Below are 20,918 nucleotides of genomic sequence, written 5' to 3'. Positions count from 1 at the left end.
TGGCCCCTAGATTGAACAAATTTCAATCCTGAAAGGTCAACAGGCCCTAATTAGTTTAAAGTACTCTCAAGTGAGAGTAATTTCAAATGGGCGCATGTTTTAGCCTGTAAATAAAAATGCACAGTTTTCACAGTGTGTAAATGCGATGAGAAAGTAATAATGGAAATAGATCTAGAGCAGTTTTTGCCCTATCAGTTAAATCAAATGGCAAATCTCATAAGCGATGATTTTGCGCGTGTTTATCAGCAAAAATACAACTTAACCATTCCTCAATGGCGGGTGTTGGCAAACTTAGCACAATATGGCAAAAGCAATGCAAAAGATTTATGTACACAGGCCAATATGGACAAGTCAACGGTTTCACGAGTTATAAAATCATTGCTGCAAAGAGGGTATGTTGAAGCACAACTAAATCAGCAAGATAAGCGAGTAACGCAGGTTATGTTAAATGAGCAGGGCAATGCACTTTACAAGCTCATAGCACGTGATGCACAAAACTGGGAAGCACAATTAGCTGAAAAATTTAGTAAGCAGCAACAAGTCCAATTGCTAAATTTACTAAAAGAGCTTAAAGGTGCCTTATAAAATCAATTCGCAATAATACTTAATCATTTTGAGGGGCTAAATGTGTCGCTATCTGCGTTATAAAATTCATATTTAGAAAACTAAATAAGGATTTTTTGCCTAGCTCTCAACACATTTATCTATCATTAAAATAGATCATTTAATTAAGCTGGTTGGTAAAAAAAAGCCCATCAAAAGATGGGCTTTAATTAGTCGTTTTTACGCTAATGCGATTAGAAAGTGTAACGAACACCTACACGCATTTGCCATAATGACGCATCAGATTGTACTGATGTATTTGCGTTGTTTTCATTAAAGCCAGAGTAAACGTAACGGCCTTGCTCATCAATTGATGTTGAAATCATGCTAGCGCCAACGAAAGGACCTTTTTTAAGTACGCCCCAATCATCGTTTAATAGGTTAGTTAAGTTATCAATTACGAAGAACGCTTCACCTTTATGGCCATCCATAAAGCCTGGTAATTCTTGAGTAACTTTAAAGTTAAATTTAACAAACCAATCTGAGTTTTCAGCATTACGGCCAGTGATTTCACCACGCTCTAAACCGTTAGACGCGATAAAATCGTTAAACGCGTTAATTTCATCAGCGCTCATGTCGTAAACAACGTTAGGATCGTTTTCAAGTGGTACGTAAAGTAATTGACGATCACCGTTCCAGTTAGCATCGCCCCATACATTTTCGTCGCTACCATCAAATGTGTAGCTGTATGGTAAGCCTTTGTATGCTTCACCGTATAGGTTAAAGCGAGTAGCAAAACCATCAACAAACTCATGCGTGTAGCCAAGCGTCATAGTAAAACGATGTGGGATTTCGTAATCTGATGATGCAACACCAGGGTTACCAGGATCCGTTAGCGCAATATTACCGTAGTTTGAGCCCGCAACAGAGCTTGTCATTGGGTTAACATCGTCTGAATCTGTGTACGCGTAACCAAAGTTAACGCTTACGCCATTATCAAACATTTTGCTTACTGCTAATGAAATAACCGATGAATCACCGCTATCGCCACTTACATTTGTAAGAAGGTATTCACCAGAACGGCCTTCAATAGACTCATAAATAGGACGACCATCAAAAGTTGTTTCACCTGTATCTTCAAGTGCGATATCGCGCATTAACGCTGCATCTTTCTTCTTAGAGTATAAGTAATCAAGTGAAATAACATACTCGTTTTCAGTTGTGTATGTTGCACCAATTGAGTATTTCCACTCTGAAGGAATTTCAAAGTCTGGGTCAACAGCGTTTGTTGCTGAATCACCTGAGCCAATAACAGTGTTAGCAACTTCATCAAACATATCTTGTGGTACTTCAAAACCAGGCGCGCCGCCATTTACGTTTGGCGTATTGAATAAATCAACTGGGCTGCGGAATGTACCGATGTTTGTAATACCATCGTTAGAGTAAGAGTTAGATAACCAAACATTTGGGTTACCACCAGAGAATAAGCCAACACCAGCACGAACTTCTAACTCGTCTGTTGCATACCACTGGAAGCCAACACGTGGTTGAAGTAAATCAATACCATCAAACGTGCTTTGGTTACTAAAGCCGTAGCGGTCAGTAAAGTTTTGGTTGAAGTTAGGTACGTCATCACTTGTGTATTTATCGTAACGTAAACCAAACGTGATGTTTGCATCTAAGTCTGTAAATGCGTATTCATCTTGTACATAAAACGTATGCTGAGCGTATGAAAAGCTTGCAGCTGCATCGTTTGGATCGTTAGTCGCTGCAGCATTATTGTAGTAAACACGGTCAGCTAAGCCATCTTCAAAATCATCGATTGAATCAAAACGATATTCACCTTCAGTATGCTGTACGAATAAGTTAAATACATCTAACTCTTCAAACTCATAACCAGCAGTAATTGTGTGTTGGTCAAGGTAGTAAGTACCCGCTACTTTAAATGTAGTGGTATCGTAATCTAAATCATTTGATTGACGAGAGTCATCTGGACCAATGTAAACCGTACCACCATCTTCTGTACGAATTTGCATTTCGCCAAAGCTGCTAGCAGCATCAAGTGACTGTACAGTTGCATCTAGTTCTGATTTACCAATACGAACTTCAGTTGAAAAGTCATCTGACCAATCTGAGTAAACAGAACCAATAATTGATGTGAATTCTGCACTTTGGTCGTAAAAGTGGTTAGATAATGAAACACGGCTAGAACCAGTATCAGACTGTGAAACCGTATTACCATCGTTGTAGTTATAGATTAAGTTTGCACGGTGATCTTCGTTGATGTTCCAATCTAATTTAACTAAGATTTTTTCATCTTCAACCGGCATACTTGAAGGCATACCGCCTACGTCATAACCATATACAGATTGAGCTACACTTGTAATACGAGCAATATCATCTGCAGTTACACTGCCGCTGCTTAAACCGTCGTAGTTAAACTGTTGAACACCTTCAAGTTTTTCGTATGAAGTGAATAAAAATAGTTTATCTTCGATTAACGGTAAGCCAACGTTAAAGCCGTAACGTTTTTCGGTGTAGTTACCGTTATCAACGTCTTCGCCTTCAATTTCGTCGCCTTTGAATGAATCACTTGTGAAATCGTAGAAGATGCCACCGTGAACTTCATTACCACCAGATTTTGTTACCGCATTAATGTTACATGAGGTAAAACCACCGTACTGTACGTCAAATGGTGCTAGCTCAGCTGAAACTTGCTCAATTGAATCAAACGAGAAAGGGGCACGAATAGTAGGGTAACCGTTAGAGCTTAAACCAAAGTTATCGTTCATACGAACGCCATCTAGCGTTAAGCTGTTGTAACGAGGGTTACCACCACCACAGTTGATTGAACCACGGCTATCGTCAATTGTGATACGCGGGTCAATACGAATGATATCTTTTAAATCACGGTTAATAGCAGGCGTGTTTTCAAGATCAGTTAAAGTAAATGTAGATGCTGGACCAGTACCACCAGACATAGAGCTGATAGGTGCACCTGTTACTACAATTTGCTCCATGCTTGATTGTGGCTCAAGTGCAGCATTTACTGGGTAATCGTTACCAATGTTTAGGATAATGTTATTAAATTCTTGATCAGCATAAACATCAGAATCAACGATTACCTTGTAAGGACCACCAACACGAAGGCCTTTAGCAGTAAAGTAACCTGCATCGTTTGCTTCTGTTGTTTTAACTGAGCCAGACGGTACGTGTAAAATTGTTATTTTGGTACCTGGAGCTGGGTTACCGTTTGGACCGGTAATTTGACCCTTAATCGCAGAGGTGGTTTCGTTGGCGAATGCAGCGCCACTTACACTTACACACGCAGCGATAGCAAGTGAGAGTGCTGTTTTTTGAAGTTTAGTCTTCATTTTCATTTCCCGTGAAAGTTATAATTAAATTGTTATTTTAAGTAGTATAAAGTCAGCAGTGTTGTTGAATTTATACTCTTGTAATATGCAAAATTAATTTGCACAATTTATACTTGTATACTTAACTAAATTTGGATTAATTACTTATTGTTATGTTACCGCCGTTATGTGACAGTATTATGAAATGCAAACTTTATAATTCCTTTTACAATTAATTATTTACATTTTGTAATCAATACATTTTTAGCTGTATTATTTTAGCTATACTCCAGACCGTGTATAAACATAAATTAATTCCCGTGTGTAGGTTTTTTATTTATAGGTTGATTGTTATTTTGTCGTTATTTTTAATTTTTTATTCTCATCTGACGAATCAAATAAATAGTTCAATACACCCGCAAGCCTAACGCCTGCTTTTTGCAAACGCTGCTTAACAAGCGGATTGTATTTGAAAACATAACTATAGCTCACTTCATCACTGGTTGAGGTATAAATATCTTCGGCCAGTTTGTGAGATTCCATCAGCCAAGTAGTAGGGCTGCTGTTTAAGTATGTTTTAATTAATGCTGCATCGTCGGTATCTATAAACTTAGCGTATTCAGTGTAAGCTAAGTTTTCATTTTCTATTAATCCAGTGTCCCAAAGGCTATGCAAATTGGTTTCGTTGTCAAAAAAATCAACTTTAATTAAATTGCCGCCTCTATCTTCACTTCGCCCAGCATGAAATGGTTGATGGCTGTCGCCAACCAAGTGAACTAAAAACTTTAAAGCAAACTGTTTTTCATTAAGGGAAGAGGTAGATGACTGAAGTGTATTAATAGAGAAGTAAATACCTTCTAGAATATTTGTTACATCGTCTTTGCTGTGTGTATGTGCGTGATTTAGAGAAAGTGTTTTATTTTTAGGAAGGTTTATGTAATGCCAGCGTGAAGATTTTTTACGCCAAAATAGTTCAGGACTAGATCGCATTTCATCTGCCCAAGTAGAAATTTGAGCTAGGGATTGTCCTTCTAATAGTGGCAACAGGTTATGCACTGTTTCGTCACTCAAATGTTGCTCTGCAATATGCCCAACAATTCGATGACCATTTTGACCCCACGCATACGCTTTAGAAGTTGTAAAAACAGCACCAATTATTAACGTTGTTGCTACGAGAGTAGCAATTTTAATGCGCATCAATGTTTCCTGCATTTATTTTTATTCACCTATTAGCTGGTGTAAACATTGTGATTGTTTTTGCTAAATATAGAAAGGAGTCAAGAGCATTCATTATTTCTTATTCATAATTGCATTAAATCAATAACTTACCTTTGATGGGTAAAATTACCTGTTGTAATAAGTAAATAATATTGTTCAAATAAAGCCTTAGGGTTGTTAGGTACATCTTATTGATGGGGTTTGGAAAGGTCATGTTACATAAACTGTCGTTTGTTACACTTTTGTTTCTGGTTATGGTTGCTGCATGGTCTGTTGGAAAGGTGAGCGTTAAAAGTGATGAAATAAATTTCCCAGAACTAATAAAAACGTCAACACAATGTTATACAACAGCCAGTGAAAACAAAAATCAGCTTATTGTATTTACGCCATCGCAAAGCGTGGCAGAGAAGCTTACAGAGTCTCTATGCCTTGATACCGTGGTAACGAAACAATACGGTTCAGTTAAAGGTTACTGGGGTGACAGTACAACGGAAAGCTTCGATTTTGTCGGCAAAGGGATTGCAGACCTCGTACTTGCAAAAAATAATATAATGGATGCCTTTAATGCAGAGCTAACTTATAACTATCAATCTGTGGTGGGCTTTTCTGATTACACCGCATTTTTTATCTCCTCAAAAGAAAAGCCACGCTTAACAAAACAATACTTTTTAGATAAGCGTATAGGCTTATTAGATTACCCTACAAGCCGCTCTGGCCATATACTTCCAAAGAAAATGTTTAAAGATTTAAATATCAACTTAGCCAATCTAGATATTACTTACGCCAGTTCGCACAGCGAGCTTCGTGACTTATTAGCTAATGGGCAGGTCGATATTATTGCGTCTTTTTGGAAAGAAAGTGATGCTGCTCGTTTTTCAAAAAATTATATAACCCCTTTAAGTAATAAAATTTCAGGTTCGCGCTGGTATCTAAAAATGCAGCAAAACAATACAGACCTTTTATGTGCTGTACAGCGTCATATTCTTGATATGTCAAAGGAGCAGACACTGAGTTATTACAAAGAGGCGCAATCGTATTGGGATTGCAGTTCAGAGCAGGTAACAGCTAAAGATGAGAGCGTTAAAAATGGATAAGTATAAATATGTTTTTTTTGGCTGCGCTGTTTTTATTATTAACTGTTTAGTGTTTTATGTGTCTGTAATTAATGAGCAGAGTGACGCTATTAAACGCCAGGTTATTGAAACCGAAAAACAAGTTGCACTCGATTTACCGTTAATTGCGCTCTCTAATGAGCTTTTAAAGCACTCGGGTAACCAACATGCAGTGCAAGACTACTTATTAAAGCTCAACGGCTATTTAGACAATAACCTTCGCTTAGTTAAAATTGTGCCAAAATCTGCTAAGCCTTTAACTTTAAAGCCAAACCAGTTTGTAAGAACACTCAAGTCGAGCACTACCCATGTCTCTTTAGTGTTTGAGAAAAACGCACAGTTTTGGTCAGAAAACAGGTTTTTAATTTGTTTGTTATTTTTGGTTTTGAGTATTTTATTTAGCAAATGGCTGAAGTCTATTATAGGTATGCCTGTAGATGCAAAAGGCCCATCACTGAATGCTGGTACCGACTTAGGAAAACCAAAAGAGCTGGCATTGATCATTGATTTAAACACTAAAACACTCAGTAATAGTTATATGCCTGAGGCTACAGTGTGTTTAGCTAACAAACCGTTATGCTTTTATTTAGCATTAATAGAGTTTTGTCGTGATAATAAAGATGTTGTGCTAAATCAAAATAAATACGTGCCGGATGAGCTTATAGAGCTTGCTAATAAGTACTTTTATAGGTTGATTGAGCTTGGGCATACTATACGCAAGCGGCCAAATTTTAATAGCAGCTTAGAAAAAACACTCAGTGAAATTCGTGCAGCCCTAGACGAAGTCTTAAACGAACACCCTGATATGAAAGATATTTATTATCCGCCTAAAGCATATGGCGAGGGCTCTCGCTCACGTTTACACAGTTACGGTTTAATAAATATTGCAAAGGGAAACATAGAAATAAAAGGAAAGTAGTCAGCTACTTTCCTTAAACATTATCTTTTAATAACGTTTTGTTATTTAGGTGAAAACTGCGCAGCTTTAAGTGGACTATTTTGCGAGACAAAGGTTTTAAGTGCCTGGGCATCGGTTTCATCTGTGCTAACAAACCCTTTGAGTTTATTAATAGCAGGGTAACCATCACCACCTGATGCGTTATAGCTATTTAAACTCATACGGTAAGTTTTATTTTCATCAAGTGGCTTACCATCAATGAGTACACTGACTAATTTGCCATTTTTACGGGTAAACGCTAATTTGTGATATTGCAAATAGGCACCTGCATCAACAGGGAAGCTGGTCACTGTTTCTAAGTAGTTCCATAAATCACGCCCTTGCCAGTCCATGTAAGTAATGCGATTTTTAAACGGGTGTACTTTTAAAATATCTTTATAGCTAATATCGCCAGCTTCAATAGAGCTTCTTATTCCGCCACCACTAATCAGGCCAAAGTCGGCGCCAACTACATTCATTTGTGCCTGTATAATCACACGCGCTAAATTAGTTTGTTGGTAACGCACCTTGTTTCTATCGCCCTCTAAACGCGCATCAACACTGCCAATTTTACCTGCAATTTGTTTTGCGCCTTTTGCTTGGTAACTTGCTAAAAAAGCTTCTAGGGTCGGATCGGGTTTAATGTATTCGTTGGCTAATACTTGTTTACTAGACCCGTCGGCTTGAATTTCATCAACATATAAATTAACTGGCAGCAATTTATAATCGAGTAGGGTGAGCTTTTCGTTTTCTAGCTTAAACTCTGCCTTACCCACATACTTACCCCACTCATGTGCTTGCATAATCCATGTACCGTTTTGCTGATCGGGCTTACACGCAAGACCGGGTTTAAAGTTATCGTCATTTTTATTTTTAGCTGCCATACAAACCGGCTCTTGCGAGTGACCACCAATAATCATATCTAAGGTATTAGCGGGTAAAGAGCGGGCAAGTGTGACATCACCCGGGGCATTAATCCCAAAGTTTGCATCTACATAATGACCCATGTGAGTAAGTGCAATAGTGATATCGGGGTTGTATTGCTCATTAATTTTTTCAGCGAGAGCTGCCGTCACATCAACAGGGTCTTTAAATTCTAAATGGCCAATATATTGTGGGTTAGCTATTTTCGCGGTGTCTGTAGTGGTAAGTCCTATAACCGCAATTTTTAAGCCCCCCTTTTCAAAAATTTTATAGCCTTGAAATGCGCTTTCCCCAGTTGCTTTGTCAAAAATATTTGCAGACAGTAAAGGAAAGTTAGCCCATTGCTGCTGCTTAGTTAAAACGCTCAGTGGGTTATCAAATTCATGGTTACCAATTGCCATGGCGTCGTAACCGAGTAACGACATCCCCTTAAAATCAGGCTCTGCGTGTTGTAAGTCTGACTCAGGTATACCGGTGTTAATATCACCGCCAGAAAGCAGCAATACTGCATGGCCTTGCTGTTGAGCTTTGTTACGTAAAGCGTCAATTAACGTTTTACGCGCTGCCATACCATATTCACCTTTTTCGTTATGCCAAAAGCGCCCGTGATTATCGTTAGTATGTAATACCGTAATATACTGTGGGGCAGTGGAGGTGTTTAAAGGTGAGCTTGTACAACCTATAACAGATAAAATAACTGAAAATAAAATAATTATACGCATGAAATACCCATTTATTATGGTGTGCTTAATTTATTAGGCGGTTAGTTTAAACTAATTTAGCGATAAATAACGTACTTATTTTATACTTTTTTATATTCGAGTTTTAAAAGTAATATTAAATTATTAAATGCTTTTACACAAAGCGAATACAGCGAGTGTTATTTAAAAGAATATGTAATGAAGTGTAACTAAAAGGGTGTTAATTGTAGTTGTGCCTTCTAAATGCTTTTCCTTGGCGTATAGTGTGAATTAGTATTAACACTTAATTTAAATAAAAATAACAAAAAGGACTCATGATGAAAAAGTGCCTGATTGGCTCACTACTTGCATTTTCGTGCTTTACTAGCCAAGCCACTATTGTTGAAATGCAAACTTCGCACGGGGTGATAGAGCTTAACTTGTTTGATCAACAAGCCCCCAATACGGTTGCTAACTTTTTAAGTTATATTGAAGATGACGCATATAACCAAACCGTAATACACCGCTCAGTCAGCGACTTTGTAATACAAGGCGGTGGCTTTACATTTACCGACGAATTAGTGCCAATAACCACCAAGCCTACTGTTGTTAATGAGCCTGTTTTATCTAATGTGAAGGGCACAATCGCGATGGCTAAATTAGCCAACGATGAAAACAGCGCAACGAGCCAGTGGTTTTTTAATATGGTTGATAATAGCGAAGCGCTTGATACTCAAAATGGCGGTTTTACAGTATTTGGGCAAATTACAGCGCAAAGCCAAGCTACGCTCGATAATATTGCTGGATTGCTACACTGCGGCGATATCCCGTTGGTTGATATAACCAGTGAACAATGCTCAAGTAGCGATGTCGCTCTTAGCAGCGCTAACTTTGTAACTATTAATAGTGTGGTGGTATTAGATGACGACCCGCTTTCATCTGCCAACTTAAACCCAACAGCCAATACATTAATAAGCCAAGACGATTCATCAGCAGAGGCTGGTTCATCAAGCAGTTCGGGTGGGAGTATGGGTGTTGGTTTTTGCTTAATTGCACTGCTTGGTGTGGGTAAACGCTTAAAACGCGCTAAATACTAATTATGTGTTAAACAGTAAATAAAGAAGCGGCTAATTAAGCCGCTTTTACTAAAATGCTAAAATTCGCCAAACAACCGCAAGCCATAAAGCAAACACACTGGCGCAGCCTAGTAAAAAAACATTAAAGCGCATTCTTACATTATTACTGCCAATATGAACAACCGTATGCACAATACGCGAAATAACAAATAAGCACGCAAGCGCAGTAATTAAGTAGCTAGCGCTGTTAAGTTGCAATGCAACAATACAACCGATATAAAAAAGCACTGGTATTTCAAACTGATTGGTAAAGTTTCTATCAGCTACGCGTACGGTATCGCCTGCGTTATCAAGGCGCATGGTTTTAAAATCGCTCAACTGTAATTGTTTGTGTTTTGCAGCAGCAAAGCGTCGCTTGCCCATAATTAACATTACAACGAGCGATAACGTTACTTGTGCAAACATGGCGAGTATTATTATTTTTTCCATCCTATTTCCTTCGTTATTATTTTACTGACTTTAAGTATGCAGGTGTTTTTCACAATGTGTTACATAAATTAGTATTATTTTGTGGTAAACCCTTAATTGTTAGTGTTAATTTAGCTCTATTACGTTGTTTTGAGCGCATCCTAAGCGCAATTTTAATGGAAAAACAAAATGAAAAAAATTCTTGGTTTTAGCGTCATCGCTTTAGCAGTTTTAAGTGGCTGTACTAATACATCATCTACCTCATCGGTTGCTAGTTCTTCGCAAAGCTCCTTACTCTCAGACACATTAGTTGTAAGCCCAAATGATACGCGCGAATATAAAACCCTTACCCTCGAAAACGAAATAGAAGTCATTTTAGTCTCTGATCCAAGCGCTGAAAAATCAGCAGCATCGCTAAGTGTAGGCGTAGGCTTACTACACGACCCTATGATGCAGCAGGGTATGGCACATTACTTAGAGCATATGCTTTTTTTAGGCACAGAGCGCTACCCCGATACAAAAGGCTACTCTGACTTTATGACCAAAAATGGCGGGGTAAATAATGCGTATACCTGGCTCGATATTACAAACTACATGTTTAAAATTAATAACGATGCCTTTGATGAAGCGCTAGACCGTTTTGCTGATTTTTTTAAAGCCCCTAAGCTGTACCCTGAATATGCAGACAAAGAAAAAAACGCTGTAAATGCCGAGTGGTCAATGCGCCGCGAAATGGACTTTTTTGGCCAGTTTAAACTTGCCCGTAAAATGATGGGCGATCACCCGGCAAATCGCTTTTTAATTGGTAACCTAGAAACGCTAGGAGACAAAGAAGGCAGCCAATTACACAAAGAAACGGTCGACTTTTACAATAAATACTATTCATCTAACATTATGAAAGTAGCGCTTATTTCAAACTTGCCAATTGAGCAAATGGAGAAAAAAGCAAAAACTTATTTTGCCGATATCAAAAATAAACACATTGAAAAGCCAACCGTTACCGCAGAGCTTGATTTTGATAAAGCCGGTGGCAAAAAAGTATATTACTCACCTAATGAAGACGTAAAACAGCTGCAACTTGAGTTTACTATTAATAACAACAGCCGCGACTTTGCGGTTAAACCTAACCGTTATGTCAGTTATTTATTAAGTAATGAAATGCCAGGTAGCCCGGCACAATTACTACGCGACAAAGGCTGGGTATCGCAATTAACAGCGTCTCCTTCTCCTAGTCAGTACGGCAATTACGGCGCGCTTACTATTTCGCTAGAATTAACCGATGAAGGCATGAAAAACCGCGAAACAATTGTCGCAACTATTATGCAATACATTGAACTGATTAAAAAAGAAGGTGTAGATGCTAAGTACTTTAATGAAATTCGTACATCTCTTAGCAATCAATTTAAGTTTTTGGAAAAAGGCGATGAGTTTAGCTATGTCAGTGCGCTTACTGGCAGCATGCAAGATTACCCATTAAATCATGCCATTGATGCGCCTTACTATTATGCCAAATTTGACGCAGAGGCGATAAACCAGGTACTTAAACAATTAAATGCCGATACGCTGCGCGTTTGGTATATTTCGCAGCAAGAAGAAACCGACTCGCAACTGCATTTTTATGATGGTAAATACCGCATAGAAGATATTAGCGATGCCGAAATTGCCAGTTGGAAAACATCAAGCGAGTTTAAGCTTGCTTTACCAAGTGTAAATAACTTACTACCTGAAAGCTTCGCGATTAAAACAGCTGAGTTTAAAGAGCAAAAACACCCTGAACTGGCTTACGATAAAAACGGCGTAAAAGTATGGCGCCAAGCAAGCCAAAAATTTGCTGCCCAGCCAAAGGGGTTGGTTGAGGTATATATTAATACCCAGCCAGGCTTAAATGATATTAATGCTGAAGTACTTTACTCAGTATGGGCCGACTTATATAACATTCAACAAAGCCAACTAAGCACCGAAGCCGCCATTGCCGGCATGAGCGTTAACCTTGCGCCAAGTAATGGTTTAGTTTTATCAATGAGTGGCTTTACCGATAAGCAAGATGCACTTTTAAAACAAGCACTAAGCGGGTTAAAAGCCGACGTAACGGCACAAGCATTTACCCAAGCAATTGATCGCTACAAACGTGGCTTGTTAAATCAGCAAAAGCAATTTCCGTATGCACAAGCATTTGGCGCCTACTCTAAACTTATCCGCACAGGCAGCTTTGATACAGAGGCACTGATAAAAGCTGCAGAATCGTTAAGCGTTGCCGATTTAAACAAGCTAAAAACAGCCACATTTGCCACCAACGATTTACGTGTATTTAGCTACGGTAATTACAACCAACAAGATATAGAATCGATAGCCACTGAGTTAAGTGCCACTTTACCAAGCAATCATACATCGAGTGAGTTTGCGCGCAGTAAAGCATGGTTACCACAGCCAGGCGAAACGCGAGTATTGCAAAAAGATATTGATGTTGCCGATGTGGCAGTTGTTGATATGACCGTTCACCCAGTGCCAGGGTATAAACAAAAAGCGCAAGCCGCTGTGTTACAAAGCCACTTTAGAACCATTGCATTTGATAAAATGCGTACCGAAGAGCAGCTTGCATACGCTGTAGGCGCGCTGGCTCGCCCAATAGAGGATTACTCGGCAATTGGCTTGTTTATTCAAACACCTGTTAAAGGGCCAAAAGAAATACAGGCACGTTTTGATCAATTCAAAAAAGAGTACGCGGTAGAGCTTGATAATATGAGCTTAGATACTTTTGCTCAACTTAAAAATGCCACGCTTGTATCACTAAAAGAGCAGCCTAAAAACCTAAGCGATGAAATGGGGCCACTTATTACCGATTGGTATCGTGAAAACTTTAACTTTGACTCTAAGCAAAAGCTAATTGATGAAGTTGAAAAAGTAACGCTTGAAGATATTAAGCAGTACTACAAACAAACTATGTTAAACCCACAAGCCGCACGTTTAAATGTGCAGTTACGTGGTACTAAGTTTGTAGAAAGCGACTTTGCTGATTTACCAAATCAAACCAAAATTCAATCGCTTGAAACCTATTACAATGGTATTAAATTACAAAAATAAGCTATATATATATATACAGCTAAATAATACCAATCCGCTTAATTAAGTATTATTGTGGATTGGTAAAACACCCCAATGTAGTACTACATTGGGGTTTTTATTTATATTAACTCAATTTATGCCATAACAATAAAGCCGACAACGGCAAGTGCCGCGGCAACTAATGTATAAGGCAGTTGCGTTACTGCATGGCTCATTAAATTACAGCCAGAGCCTTGTGCTGCAAGTACGGTAGAGTCTGAGTAAAAACAGGCTTGGCTACCAAATGATGAGGCCGATAACAACGCGCCAATAACCAGTGGAATATTTGCATCAACGGCAGTTGCCAGTGGCATAACTATTGGGATCGACACAGCAAAAATACCCCAACTAGAGCCTGTAGCAAACGCTAACACCGCCATAGCAATAAATACCACCGCCGGTAAGTATTGGGCAGTCATGTACGGGCTCAAACTACCGATCACAAACTGCGCTAAGCCAATTAAGTCGCACACATCTTTAAATATAAATGCGGCTATTACAGTGCCAATAGCCGGTATCATGCTTTTAAAACCATCAAGCATGCGCTCTATCATTTCGCTAAAGCTCATTAATTTTTGTAGTGCATAAAAAGGAAGCGTTACCGCCATAGTTGCTAATAAGCCTTTATATACATCTATTTCAAAGTAAACTGTAAAGGCTACTAGTAAAATTATAGGCAGTAAAAAGTTGTGTAATTTTCCTTTAGGGTCTGCATCTTCAAAGCTTTCTTCTACTGCTTTTACAGCGTATTCGTCGGCTGTTTGAATATCACTAAATTGCGCAGGGTCTACAGTGGCTTGCTCAACGTGCGCTAACCTTTCGGCTTTTTTCATAGGCCCAATAGCAGGTATTACACCCAGTACCACTAACAAAACCACCAATACTGCAAACCAGGCGTAAAACATATAAGGAATGGCTTGAATATAAACCGCAATGCCTTTGCCTTCCTCGGCAATGCCGTTATCGACTAACAAGCCGCCAAAAAATACAGCCCAAGTCGATAAAGGGACAAGTACGCAAATAGGTGCCGCTGTTGAATCTACAACGTAGGCGAGCATTTCTCGGCTAACTTTAAATTTATCGGTAATGCGTTTCATCGTTTCGCCAACGGTAAGCGCATTTAAATAGTCATCAATAAAAATAACCACACCTAAACAAAAGGTCATAAATAAAGAAGAGCGTTTACCTTTAGTGTATTTTAGCGCTAATTTGCCAAACGCCGACGCACCGCCAGTGCGCACTAATAAAGCGATTAAAGCGCCAAAGCCTCCGCACACGAGTATTAACCAACCTATGGTTTCGTCGGTCATTACTTTAAGTGATGTGCTGGCAAAGTTAGCAAGCACCTGAGCTGGGTCGGCTATTACTAAGCCAACTAAAGCGCCAATAAGTAAAGATAAAATAGGGCGGCGTAAAACAACAGCCAATACCACAACCACCGCTGGTGGCAGTAAACTTAATGCAGAAGGTTCAAGCATTTAAAGATTCACAAAATTAAAAGCATATTTAAATAATAAATTGCTTAACAAAAACAAAGCAGGTAATAGTTATTACGTGCCAAGTCACTGCTTTTGCCGCGTAGGGTGCTTTGCTGTTATGTTAAATTAATAGCGAAAGGGAAACGCGTTGGCTTTGGCGCCAGACGGTGCAAGAGAAGCATGCCGCTATTGTTGTGCCTGTAAAAACATCGGCGCAAAAATAATCCGGTTTTGTATTTCAGTCAATAAAAATTTACGTACAAAATAACTTTTTATAGGAGATAATGTGGAGGCCGTATTTAAAACCCAACGTTTATTATTACGCTATGCAAATGAGCACGATGCAGCCATGTTACTTACTTTGGTGAATCAGCCAAATTTTATAAAATATATTGGCGATAAAGCCATTTATACGCACAGCGATGCCAAGCGCTACATTGAGCAATCGTTTAGGGCAGCCCATAAACACCAAGGGTTTGGCCCTTATATTATTACTTTACACAATGGTGAAGTAGTAGGAGTTGTGGGTTTTTATAAACGCGACGTACTGCAACTGCCAGATTTAGGTTTTGCCTTGTTAACCCGTTATGAGAAAAACGGTTATATTTTTGAAGCGGCCAAAGCGCTATTACAAAATAGGCACACACTTGGGATAAAACAGGTCAGTGCTATCTGCGCAGCTAATAACACCGCATCTCATGGTGTATTATTAAAGTTAGGTTTTAATAGGGTAGGCAAGGCGGTTATTAATAATGATAAAACCGCCGTAATTATATATGGTTATTAAAGTCGCGCTTGCTCTATGGCTTTTGCTACGCTTAGGTTTATGTTTTGCCAAGTTTGCTCAAGGGTAGCCACTAAGCCATCGTAACCATCATCTTCTATTGGAACTACATGCGAAAAATTATGCACACTAATTAGGCGGCGGCCGGTTTCTGGGTGGGTGTAATATAAGCGCCACAGGCCAGAAATATCAGCGTTGCCTTGCATATCACCATTAAAGTGGTGCACTTCATATTCAAGCTCGTAAAACGTTTGCTGATCAAGCTCGGTAATTACCGGTAAGCCCTTAATGACCATCCAATTAGGCATTGCATTAAAAAGGGTTTGTTGCGCTGTAGCGGTGAGCATCACATCGGGCGATTCACCCCATAGGTTGTAATTTGCCGCATGAATTTGGTTGCTATCAATTTTCATTGCTATGCCCAAATTATTTAAAGCGCCTCTAAGGGCCACGGTTTGCACTCTTAATTGGGCATCAGTTTCTTTTACATGGCGTGATGATGAAGCAATGGGTTGTTCAAACTGATAATACTGCGTTGCGGTTTGAATTGACGCACTGCACCCTGCAAGGGTAATTAACACGGTTATGGCTAAAAATAAGTGTTTCATTATTGCTTCCTTGGTTGTGGATCAGCAGGGAGTGCTTTATCAAAAATAAACATATTAGGTTGTTCGTTTAAACCCCGTGTAAGCGGCTGAATTTCTTCACTTAAGCGTTTAAATTCAAGCAAGGTTTGCTGTAATTGATGATGAAACTCAGAGCCGGCCTGATAACTTGCCATGGTTTTATCAAATTGACGCATGGTCACTTCAAACTGCTCCATACTTTTGGTCATTTTATCAAAGTTACGGTTAAAGCCGCCGGGTAAGTTTTGGGTGTCTTTTTGGCTTAATAACGCACGCATTTCGTTAGCAAGCGCTTGGTAGTCGCTAAATGTAGCCTGCATTTGCGCTAGGCTGTCTTCAATTTTTAAATCGTTTACCTTGTTAAGCACATCCGAGACCTGATCGGCAAGCACCGTAATGCCGCTAGATATACTCGGAAATACATCATACTGGGCGAGCTTTGCTAAATGCGCTTTTGGTGCGTCGGGGTATATATCAAAATCTACATACACTGCGCCAGTTAAAAGGTTGCCGGGTTTTAAAGAAGCGCGCATACCATTTTTTATCCAGCCGGTTAGGCTACTTTGCCAAAACTCTTTGGCCGCTGCGCTATCGTGATATAAACGGCCATACTCTATTTTAATCAGTACCGGCACCGCTGTATTATGGTTTTTAAAATGTGCAGGTTTACCATTAACAATAACGTTAGCGGGGGCTTCTACCACGGTACCAATTCGGGTGCCGCGATATTCCACAGGCGCGCCGGGTCTTAGGCCACGTATAGATTGTTCAAAATCAATAATGTAGTAATCAAAGTCGTAAAAGCGCTCTTCTAGTGCTTCTTTGTAGCTTTGGCTTAGCGAAAAATTGTGGCCGTCTTGGGCTAAGTCGCCTGGGGCTTGTTGCTCTGGTAAGCCAACCGAAATACCGCCTTTGAGGAGTTTACTTAATGAGCCGGTACTTATATTAATACCATCGGCCGACAAATCTATTTCAATGCCGGCATTAACCCAAAATATAGAGTTTAATGTTATGAGGTTTTGATAGGGTTCGTTAATAAAAATACCGTACTTCATTGCTTGGTTTTTCCAGTCAAAAGTAGCGGTTTCTATTTGGCCTATTTTATAGTTTTTAAAAAATATCCCAGTGCTTACCTCTAGCACTTCAGCGTTGTAGCTGAGTAACTGAAAACGCCCACCTTTAACATCTTTACCAATAAGGGCTGGCTCGTCTTGTAATACAAAACGCTCTTTTAGTTTTTTACTCTCCCCCGGTGAAAACTCTAAATAAACACCCGACAAAAGCGTACTCATACCACTAATGCCCGTTTCGTCTATACGGGGTTTAACAACCCAAATTTTAGCATCGTCGGTGAGGAGTTCATTATAGTTTTTGTCTATTTGTGCGCGGGCAATAACGCTATCTTGCGAGTCAGAAAGGCGTATAGCATCAATTTGACCAATTTTAACACTGCGCACTTTTATTTCTGTTTTACCTGCAATAATGCCCTCTGCGTGGGGCATTTTTATATAAATAGTAGGGCCTACATTTGCTTGGTATTGATACAACATCCATATACCAACTAATAAGGCTATCAGTGGAATAATCCAAATAGCAGAAATTTTTGGTTTTGTTGTTACATTAGCCGTTTCGGTCATGCTTTATTCTCTGAATGTTTGTTTTTTGGTGTATCCCACAACAAGCGCGGATCAAACGCATGTGCAGCCATCATTTGGCATATTACCATAACAGTAAAAAATACAATGCCTAGCCCTGGGGTAATTGACATTAAGTTGCCTAGTTGCACTAAGGCAACGAGTATAGCAACAACAAATACATCGATCATTGACCATTTGCCAATAAATTCAGTAAGTTGATAAATTTTAGTATAACCTTTTGTGTGCTTGTTAGCAGGTTTTGCCACCATAATGCATAAAAAGCTAAGCACAAAGGCTTTGGCCAGTGGCACCACTACGCTGGCCAAAAATATAATGGCAGCAATGGGGTAGGAACCACTTTTCCAAAGTGTCAGTACGCCGCCAATTAAGGTTGACGGTGACACATCACCCAGGCTGGTGGTGTGCATTATTGGTAATAGGTTTGCAGGTATGTAACACAGCACAGAGGTCACTAACCATGCCGTTGCTTTTTGAACACTGTTGGGGTTTCTTACATGGGTTTTAGTGTGACAACGCGGGCAAACACTACTTTTACACAGCTGATGGCATACGTGGCAAGCTTTAATGTTTTGATCAATAGCGCGTTTGGCATGTGCTGCGTCTTCGAGTGTTGTTGCTGGTTTAATATGTGCCCATAAGCGCGGCTTATTTAAATGGGCAAGCGCCGCAATATACATAATAACAAAGCCAATATATGCCCAAAAGCTGGTGCCAAAACTAATGTCGGCAAGCGACATAATTTTAACCATGCTTACTAACACCCCAATTAAAAATATTTCAGACATGATCCACGGCTCAAGGGCCAAGGTAAACTTGAGCAATCGCCTAGCGATGGCCTCTGGCAAGGATTGCAAAAGCCCAAGATGCATAGGAATAAGAATGACCAGTAAGCTCATTGGCAGCGCAATAATGCTTAAATCAATAAATAAGCCAAGTAACTCACTGTCGTAATTAAATAAAATTCTGGCAGCATCGGGCAGGGTGATGGTTTGCGTTATGCCGCTGCTACTAAATGAAATAAACGGGTAAAACATGCTGCTTAATAGCATTAGTAATGAGCCAATACTTAGCGCAACCACTTTACTGTCGTTGTTTACATCACCTTCGCACAACTTATGGTGACAATGCGGGCACACGGCCATTTGCTTATCGGCTATTGCGGGTATATCAATTATTAGGTCGCAGCACGGGCAAATTGTTTGCAAGTTATAACCATCAAAGAAGAATGTTTACGCAATTTTGCTATATTTAAGTTATTAATACAACGCGATTCATCATTAAGCGCAATAACAATACGTTAAGGATAGATGTGAGGCTGTTATTACTTTGCTTTATTAGCTGTTTCTTTATAAGCCCGCCAGTGTCTGCCGCTTGGCAAAAACAGCCAATTGTGATTGCTGCCAGTGCGACTATTCCTCCCTATGTAATAGAAAAAACAGATACGGGTATACAACTTAATATAATTAAAGCGGCACTTATTGAGCAGGGCTTAGATAATATTGTGGTTATTTACATGTCTAACAAGCGCGCCGAGCAGCAACTGCATAGCGGTAATGTGGATATACTGCTTAATTACGCAGGAAAGCGCGGCGCAGGTATTTACCCTAGTCAGCCAGTATTGAGTTATAAAAATGTGGCGGTATCTCTTAAAAAGCGCAACTTTACTATTGAGACGATAAATGAACTAAACAATAAAAGTGTATTAGGATTTCAAAATGCAACAGCTTATTTACCACCCCCATTTGCAAAAGGGGTTGCTCAGTTTGCAAGTTATGAAGAAGTAGTCAATCAGCGTGCGCAAGTCGATAGGCTAATGAAAGACTGGGTGGATGTAATTATCCTCGATGAGCGCATATTTCATTACTATAACAATGACTATACGCACTCATTACCCGTTAATATTCACCCAATTTTTCCAAAAGCCCCACGCCCTGCTTATTTTAACAACGCAGTGCTGCAAAAAGCATTTGATAAAGGCCTGCTAACTATAAAAGCAAAGGGAAAATATCAACAAATAATGAGTGGTTACCACTAAGCTCATTAGTAAGCTAAGCGGTACTTAATCAAACAAAGCAACGGTTTGACGTGTCAAAGCAATTAGCTCCCCCGATTGCGACCAAATACAGCCATCTTCTAAGCCATAACCCCCTTTAGCATGATGTGTAATTGCTTCAAAGCCTAACCATTCACCGGGTGTAAGCGTTGGCTCTTGCACAAATTCTAAATACCACGACATGCTACTTGCTGGAGCCGGCTGTTTAAACATTTGTAATAATGTAGGAGGCCATGCATCGGTAAGGGCTATTATATGTGCTTCGGTAATTGCCTCTGGGGTATGTTTAAAGCGCACCCAGCCGCCTAAATGCGAGGTCTCTGCAGCGCTAAAAGGCATAGCGCCTTGTTGCGGACATAAATCAACATGCTGAAAAAACTCAGGCATTTGCCCTTCAATAAACGGCAATGTATGACGTGCATCCACAGGCTTTAATCCCATTTCTTTACTAACCGGTACATTAACACCCGATTGCCTATCAATAGCAAAACACGCTTGGACAATAACGCACACTTGTTCACTCTGAATCACTTTAGCTAATACCTGAGTACTGCTTTTACCTTGGCGTAAAATTTCAACTGACAATGAAAAAGGCGTGTCGGCAAGCAGCGGCCCAACAAAATTAGTGCTTAAAGACAGTAATCGTCTACTTGGGTCAATGTGTTTTCTGATTGCTTGATAAAGTAGTGCAGCAGAAAGGCCACCAAAAGCGGTTCTACCTTGGCACCAATTAGCAGGAAACTCCATTGTATTGCTGTTATTGGCAAGCGAAGCGGAAGAAGAGTTTGAAATAGCAGAGGCTTGTTTTAATAAGTCATCAAAATGCATCGTTAATATCCTTGAAATTATCATTATCAGACATATATAGCACATAACAACTGGTCAGACTAGTTGTGTTGAATAGGT

The 20,918-nt window shown here is 39.5% G+C and carries 16 protein-coding genes; 7 read left to right on the top strand and 9 right to left on the bottom strand.

Annotated features, from left to right (window positions below):
• The first annotated feature begins 159 nt into the window (after positions 1–159).
• The gene (locus PAT01_RS13080; RefSeq protein WP_121638441.1) at positions 160–585 is read left to right on the top strand and encodes a MarR family winged helix-turn-helix transcriptional regulator; all 426 of its coding nucleotides are present in this window, start codon (positions 160–162) and stop codon (positions 583–585) included.
• A gap of 212 nt (positions 586–797) precedes the next feature.
• On the opposite strand, the gene PAT01_RS13075 is transcribed toward PAT01_RS13080, so the two are convergent.
• Together PAT01_RS13075 and PAT01_RS13070 are read right to left on the bottom strand one after the other, a co-directional pair.
• Complete coding sequence (locus tag PAT01_RS13075; RefSeq protein WP_154945599.1) at positions 798–3,917, bottom strand: TonB-dependent receptor; 3,120 nt, start codon at positions 3,915–3,917, stop codon at positions 798–800.
• Between the two features lie 330 nt (positions 3,918–4,247).
• Entirely contained in the window at positions 4,248–5,093 is an 846-nt protein-coding gene (locus PAT01_RS13070; protein WP_154945598.1) for a S1/P1 nuclease, read from the bottom strand.
• 233 nt (positions 5,094–5,326) lie between these two features.
• On the opposite strand from PAT01_RS13070, the gene PAT01_RS13065 reads away from it, so the two are divergent.
• Entirely contained in the window at positions 5,327–6,208 is an 882-nt protein-coding gene (locus tag PAT01_RS13065; protein WP_004588735.1) for a type 2 periplasmic-binding domain-containing protein, read from the top strand.
• A complete protein-coding gene (locus PAT01_RS13060) occupies positions 6,201–7,145 on the top strand; it encodes a hypothetical protein (protein ID WP_186807286.1) in 945 nt (314 codons plus the stop codon). Before PAT01_RS13065 ends, PAT01_RS13060 begins: the two co-directional genes overlap by 8 nt.
• Positions 7,146–7,186: 41 nt before the next feature.
• Here PAT01_RS13060 and ushA read toward each other — a convergent pair whose 3' ends face one another.
• A complete protein-coding gene (ushA, locus tag PAT01_RS13055; protein ID WP_154945596.1) occupies positions 7,187–8,809 on the bottom strand; it encodes a bifunctional UDP-sugar hydrolase/5'-nucleotidase UshA in 1,623 nt (540 codons plus the stop codon).
• Positions 8,810–9,105: 296 nt separating this feature from the next.
• Here ushA and PAT01_RS13050 point away from each other — a divergent pair, with 296 nt between their 5' ends.
• Positions 9,106–9,864, top strand: a complete 759-nt coding sequence (locus tag PAT01_RS13050) for a peptidylprolyl isomerase (protein WP_154945601.1) — start codon at positions 9,106–9,108, stop codon at positions 9,862–9,864.
• A 48-nt stretch (positions 9,865–9,912) separates the two neighbouring features.
• On the opposite strand, the gene PAT01_RS13045 is transcribed toward PAT01_RS13050, so the two are convergent.
• The gene (locus tag PAT01_RS13045; protein ID WP_154945595.1) at positions 9,913–10,332 is read right to left on the bottom strand and encodes an MAPEG family protein; all 420 of its coding nucleotides are present in this window, start codon (positions 10,330–10,332) and stop codon (positions 9,913–9,915) included.
• Between the two features lie 168 nt (positions 10,333–10,500).
• Here PAT01_RS13045 and PAT01_RS13040 point away from each other — a divergent pair, with 168 nt between their 5' ends.
• Positions 10,501–13,392 carry an insulinase family protein gene (locus tag PAT01_RS13040; protein WP_154945594.1) on the top strand — a complete coding sequence of 964 codons (2,892 nt, stop codon included), beginning with the start codon at positions 10,501–10,503 and terminating at the stop codon, positions 13,390–13,392.
• A 116-nt stretch (positions 13,393–13,508) separates the two neighbouring features.
• Here the strand turns inward: PAT01_RS13040 and PAT01_RS13035 are convergent, their stop codons facing one another.
• A complete protein-coding gene (locus tag PAT01_RS13035) occupies positions 13,509–14,891 on the bottom strand; it encodes a Na+/H+ antiporter NhaC family protein (RefSeq protein ID WP_154945593.1) in 1,383 nt (460 codons plus the stop codon).
• 286 nt (positions 14,892–15,177) lie between these two features.
• Here PAT01_RS13035 and PAT01_RS13030 point away from each other — a divergent pair, with 286 nt between their 5' ends.
• Entirely contained in the window at positions 15,178–15,678 is a 501-nt protein-coding gene (locus tag PAT01_RS13030; RefSeq protein WP_096042908.1) for a GNAT family N-acetyltransferase, read from the top strand.
• Here PAT01_RS13030 and PAT01_RS13025 read toward each other — a convergent pair.
• From PAT01_RS13025 to PAT01_RS13015, 3 genes are read right to left on the bottom strand one after another with little or no spacing between them, the layout of a single operon-like run.
• Positions 15,675–16,283 (bottom strand): PqiC family protein, encoded by a 609-nt coding sequence (locus PAT01_RS13025; RefSeq protein WP_024031907.1) that lies wholly within the window; start codon positions 16,281–16,283, stop codon positions 15,675–15,677. The two genes, PAT01_RS13030 and PAT01_RS13025, sit on opposite strands and share 4 nt — an antisense overlap.
• On the bottom strand, positions 16,283–17,938 hold the full coding sequence (gene pqiB / locus PAT01_RS13020) for an intermembrane transport protein PqiB (protein WP_154945592.1): 1,656 nt from the start codon (positions 17,936–17,938) through the stop codon (positions 16,283–16,285). Before pqiB ends, PAT01_RS13025 begins: the two co-directional genes overlap by 1 nt.
• Positions 17,935–19,101: a paraquat-inducible protein A gene (locus PAT01_RS13015; protein WP_318299751.1), complete on the bottom strand. Its 1,167-nt coding sequence runs from the start codon at positions 19,099–19,101 to the stop codon at positions 17,935–17,937. Before PAT01_RS13015 ends, pqiB begins: the two co-directional genes overlap by 4 nt.
• A 167-nt stretch (positions 19,102–19,268) precedes the next feature.
• On the opposite strand from PAT01_RS13015, the gene PAT01_RS13010 reads away from it, so the two are divergent.
• Positions 19,269–19,994: a substrate-binding periplasmic protein gene (locus PAT01_RS13010; RefSeq protein WP_154945590.1), complete on the top strand. Its 726-nt coding sequence runs from the start codon at positions 19,269–19,271 to the stop codon at positions 19,992–19,994.
• A gap of 24 nt (positions 19,995–20,018) precedes the next feature.
• Here PAT01_RS13010 and PAT01_RS13005 read toward each other — a convergent pair whose 3' ends face one another.
• A complete protein-coding gene (locus tag PAT01_RS13005) occupies positions 20,019–20,840 on the bottom strand; it encodes a thioesterase family protein (protein ID WP_154945589.1) in 822 nt (273 codons plus the stop codon).
• Positions 20,841–20,918 lie beyond the last annotated feature (78 nt).

The sequence above is a fragment of the Pseudoalteromonas atlantica genome (assembly GCA_007988745.1).
Classification (GTDB): Bacteria; Pseudomonadota; Gammaproteobacteria; order Enterobacterales; family Alteromonadaceae; genus Pseudoalteromonas; species Pseudoalteromonas atlantica.
Note: the sequence above shows the minus strand (reverse complement) of the source record. Positions and strands in the feature narration are given on the sequence as shown.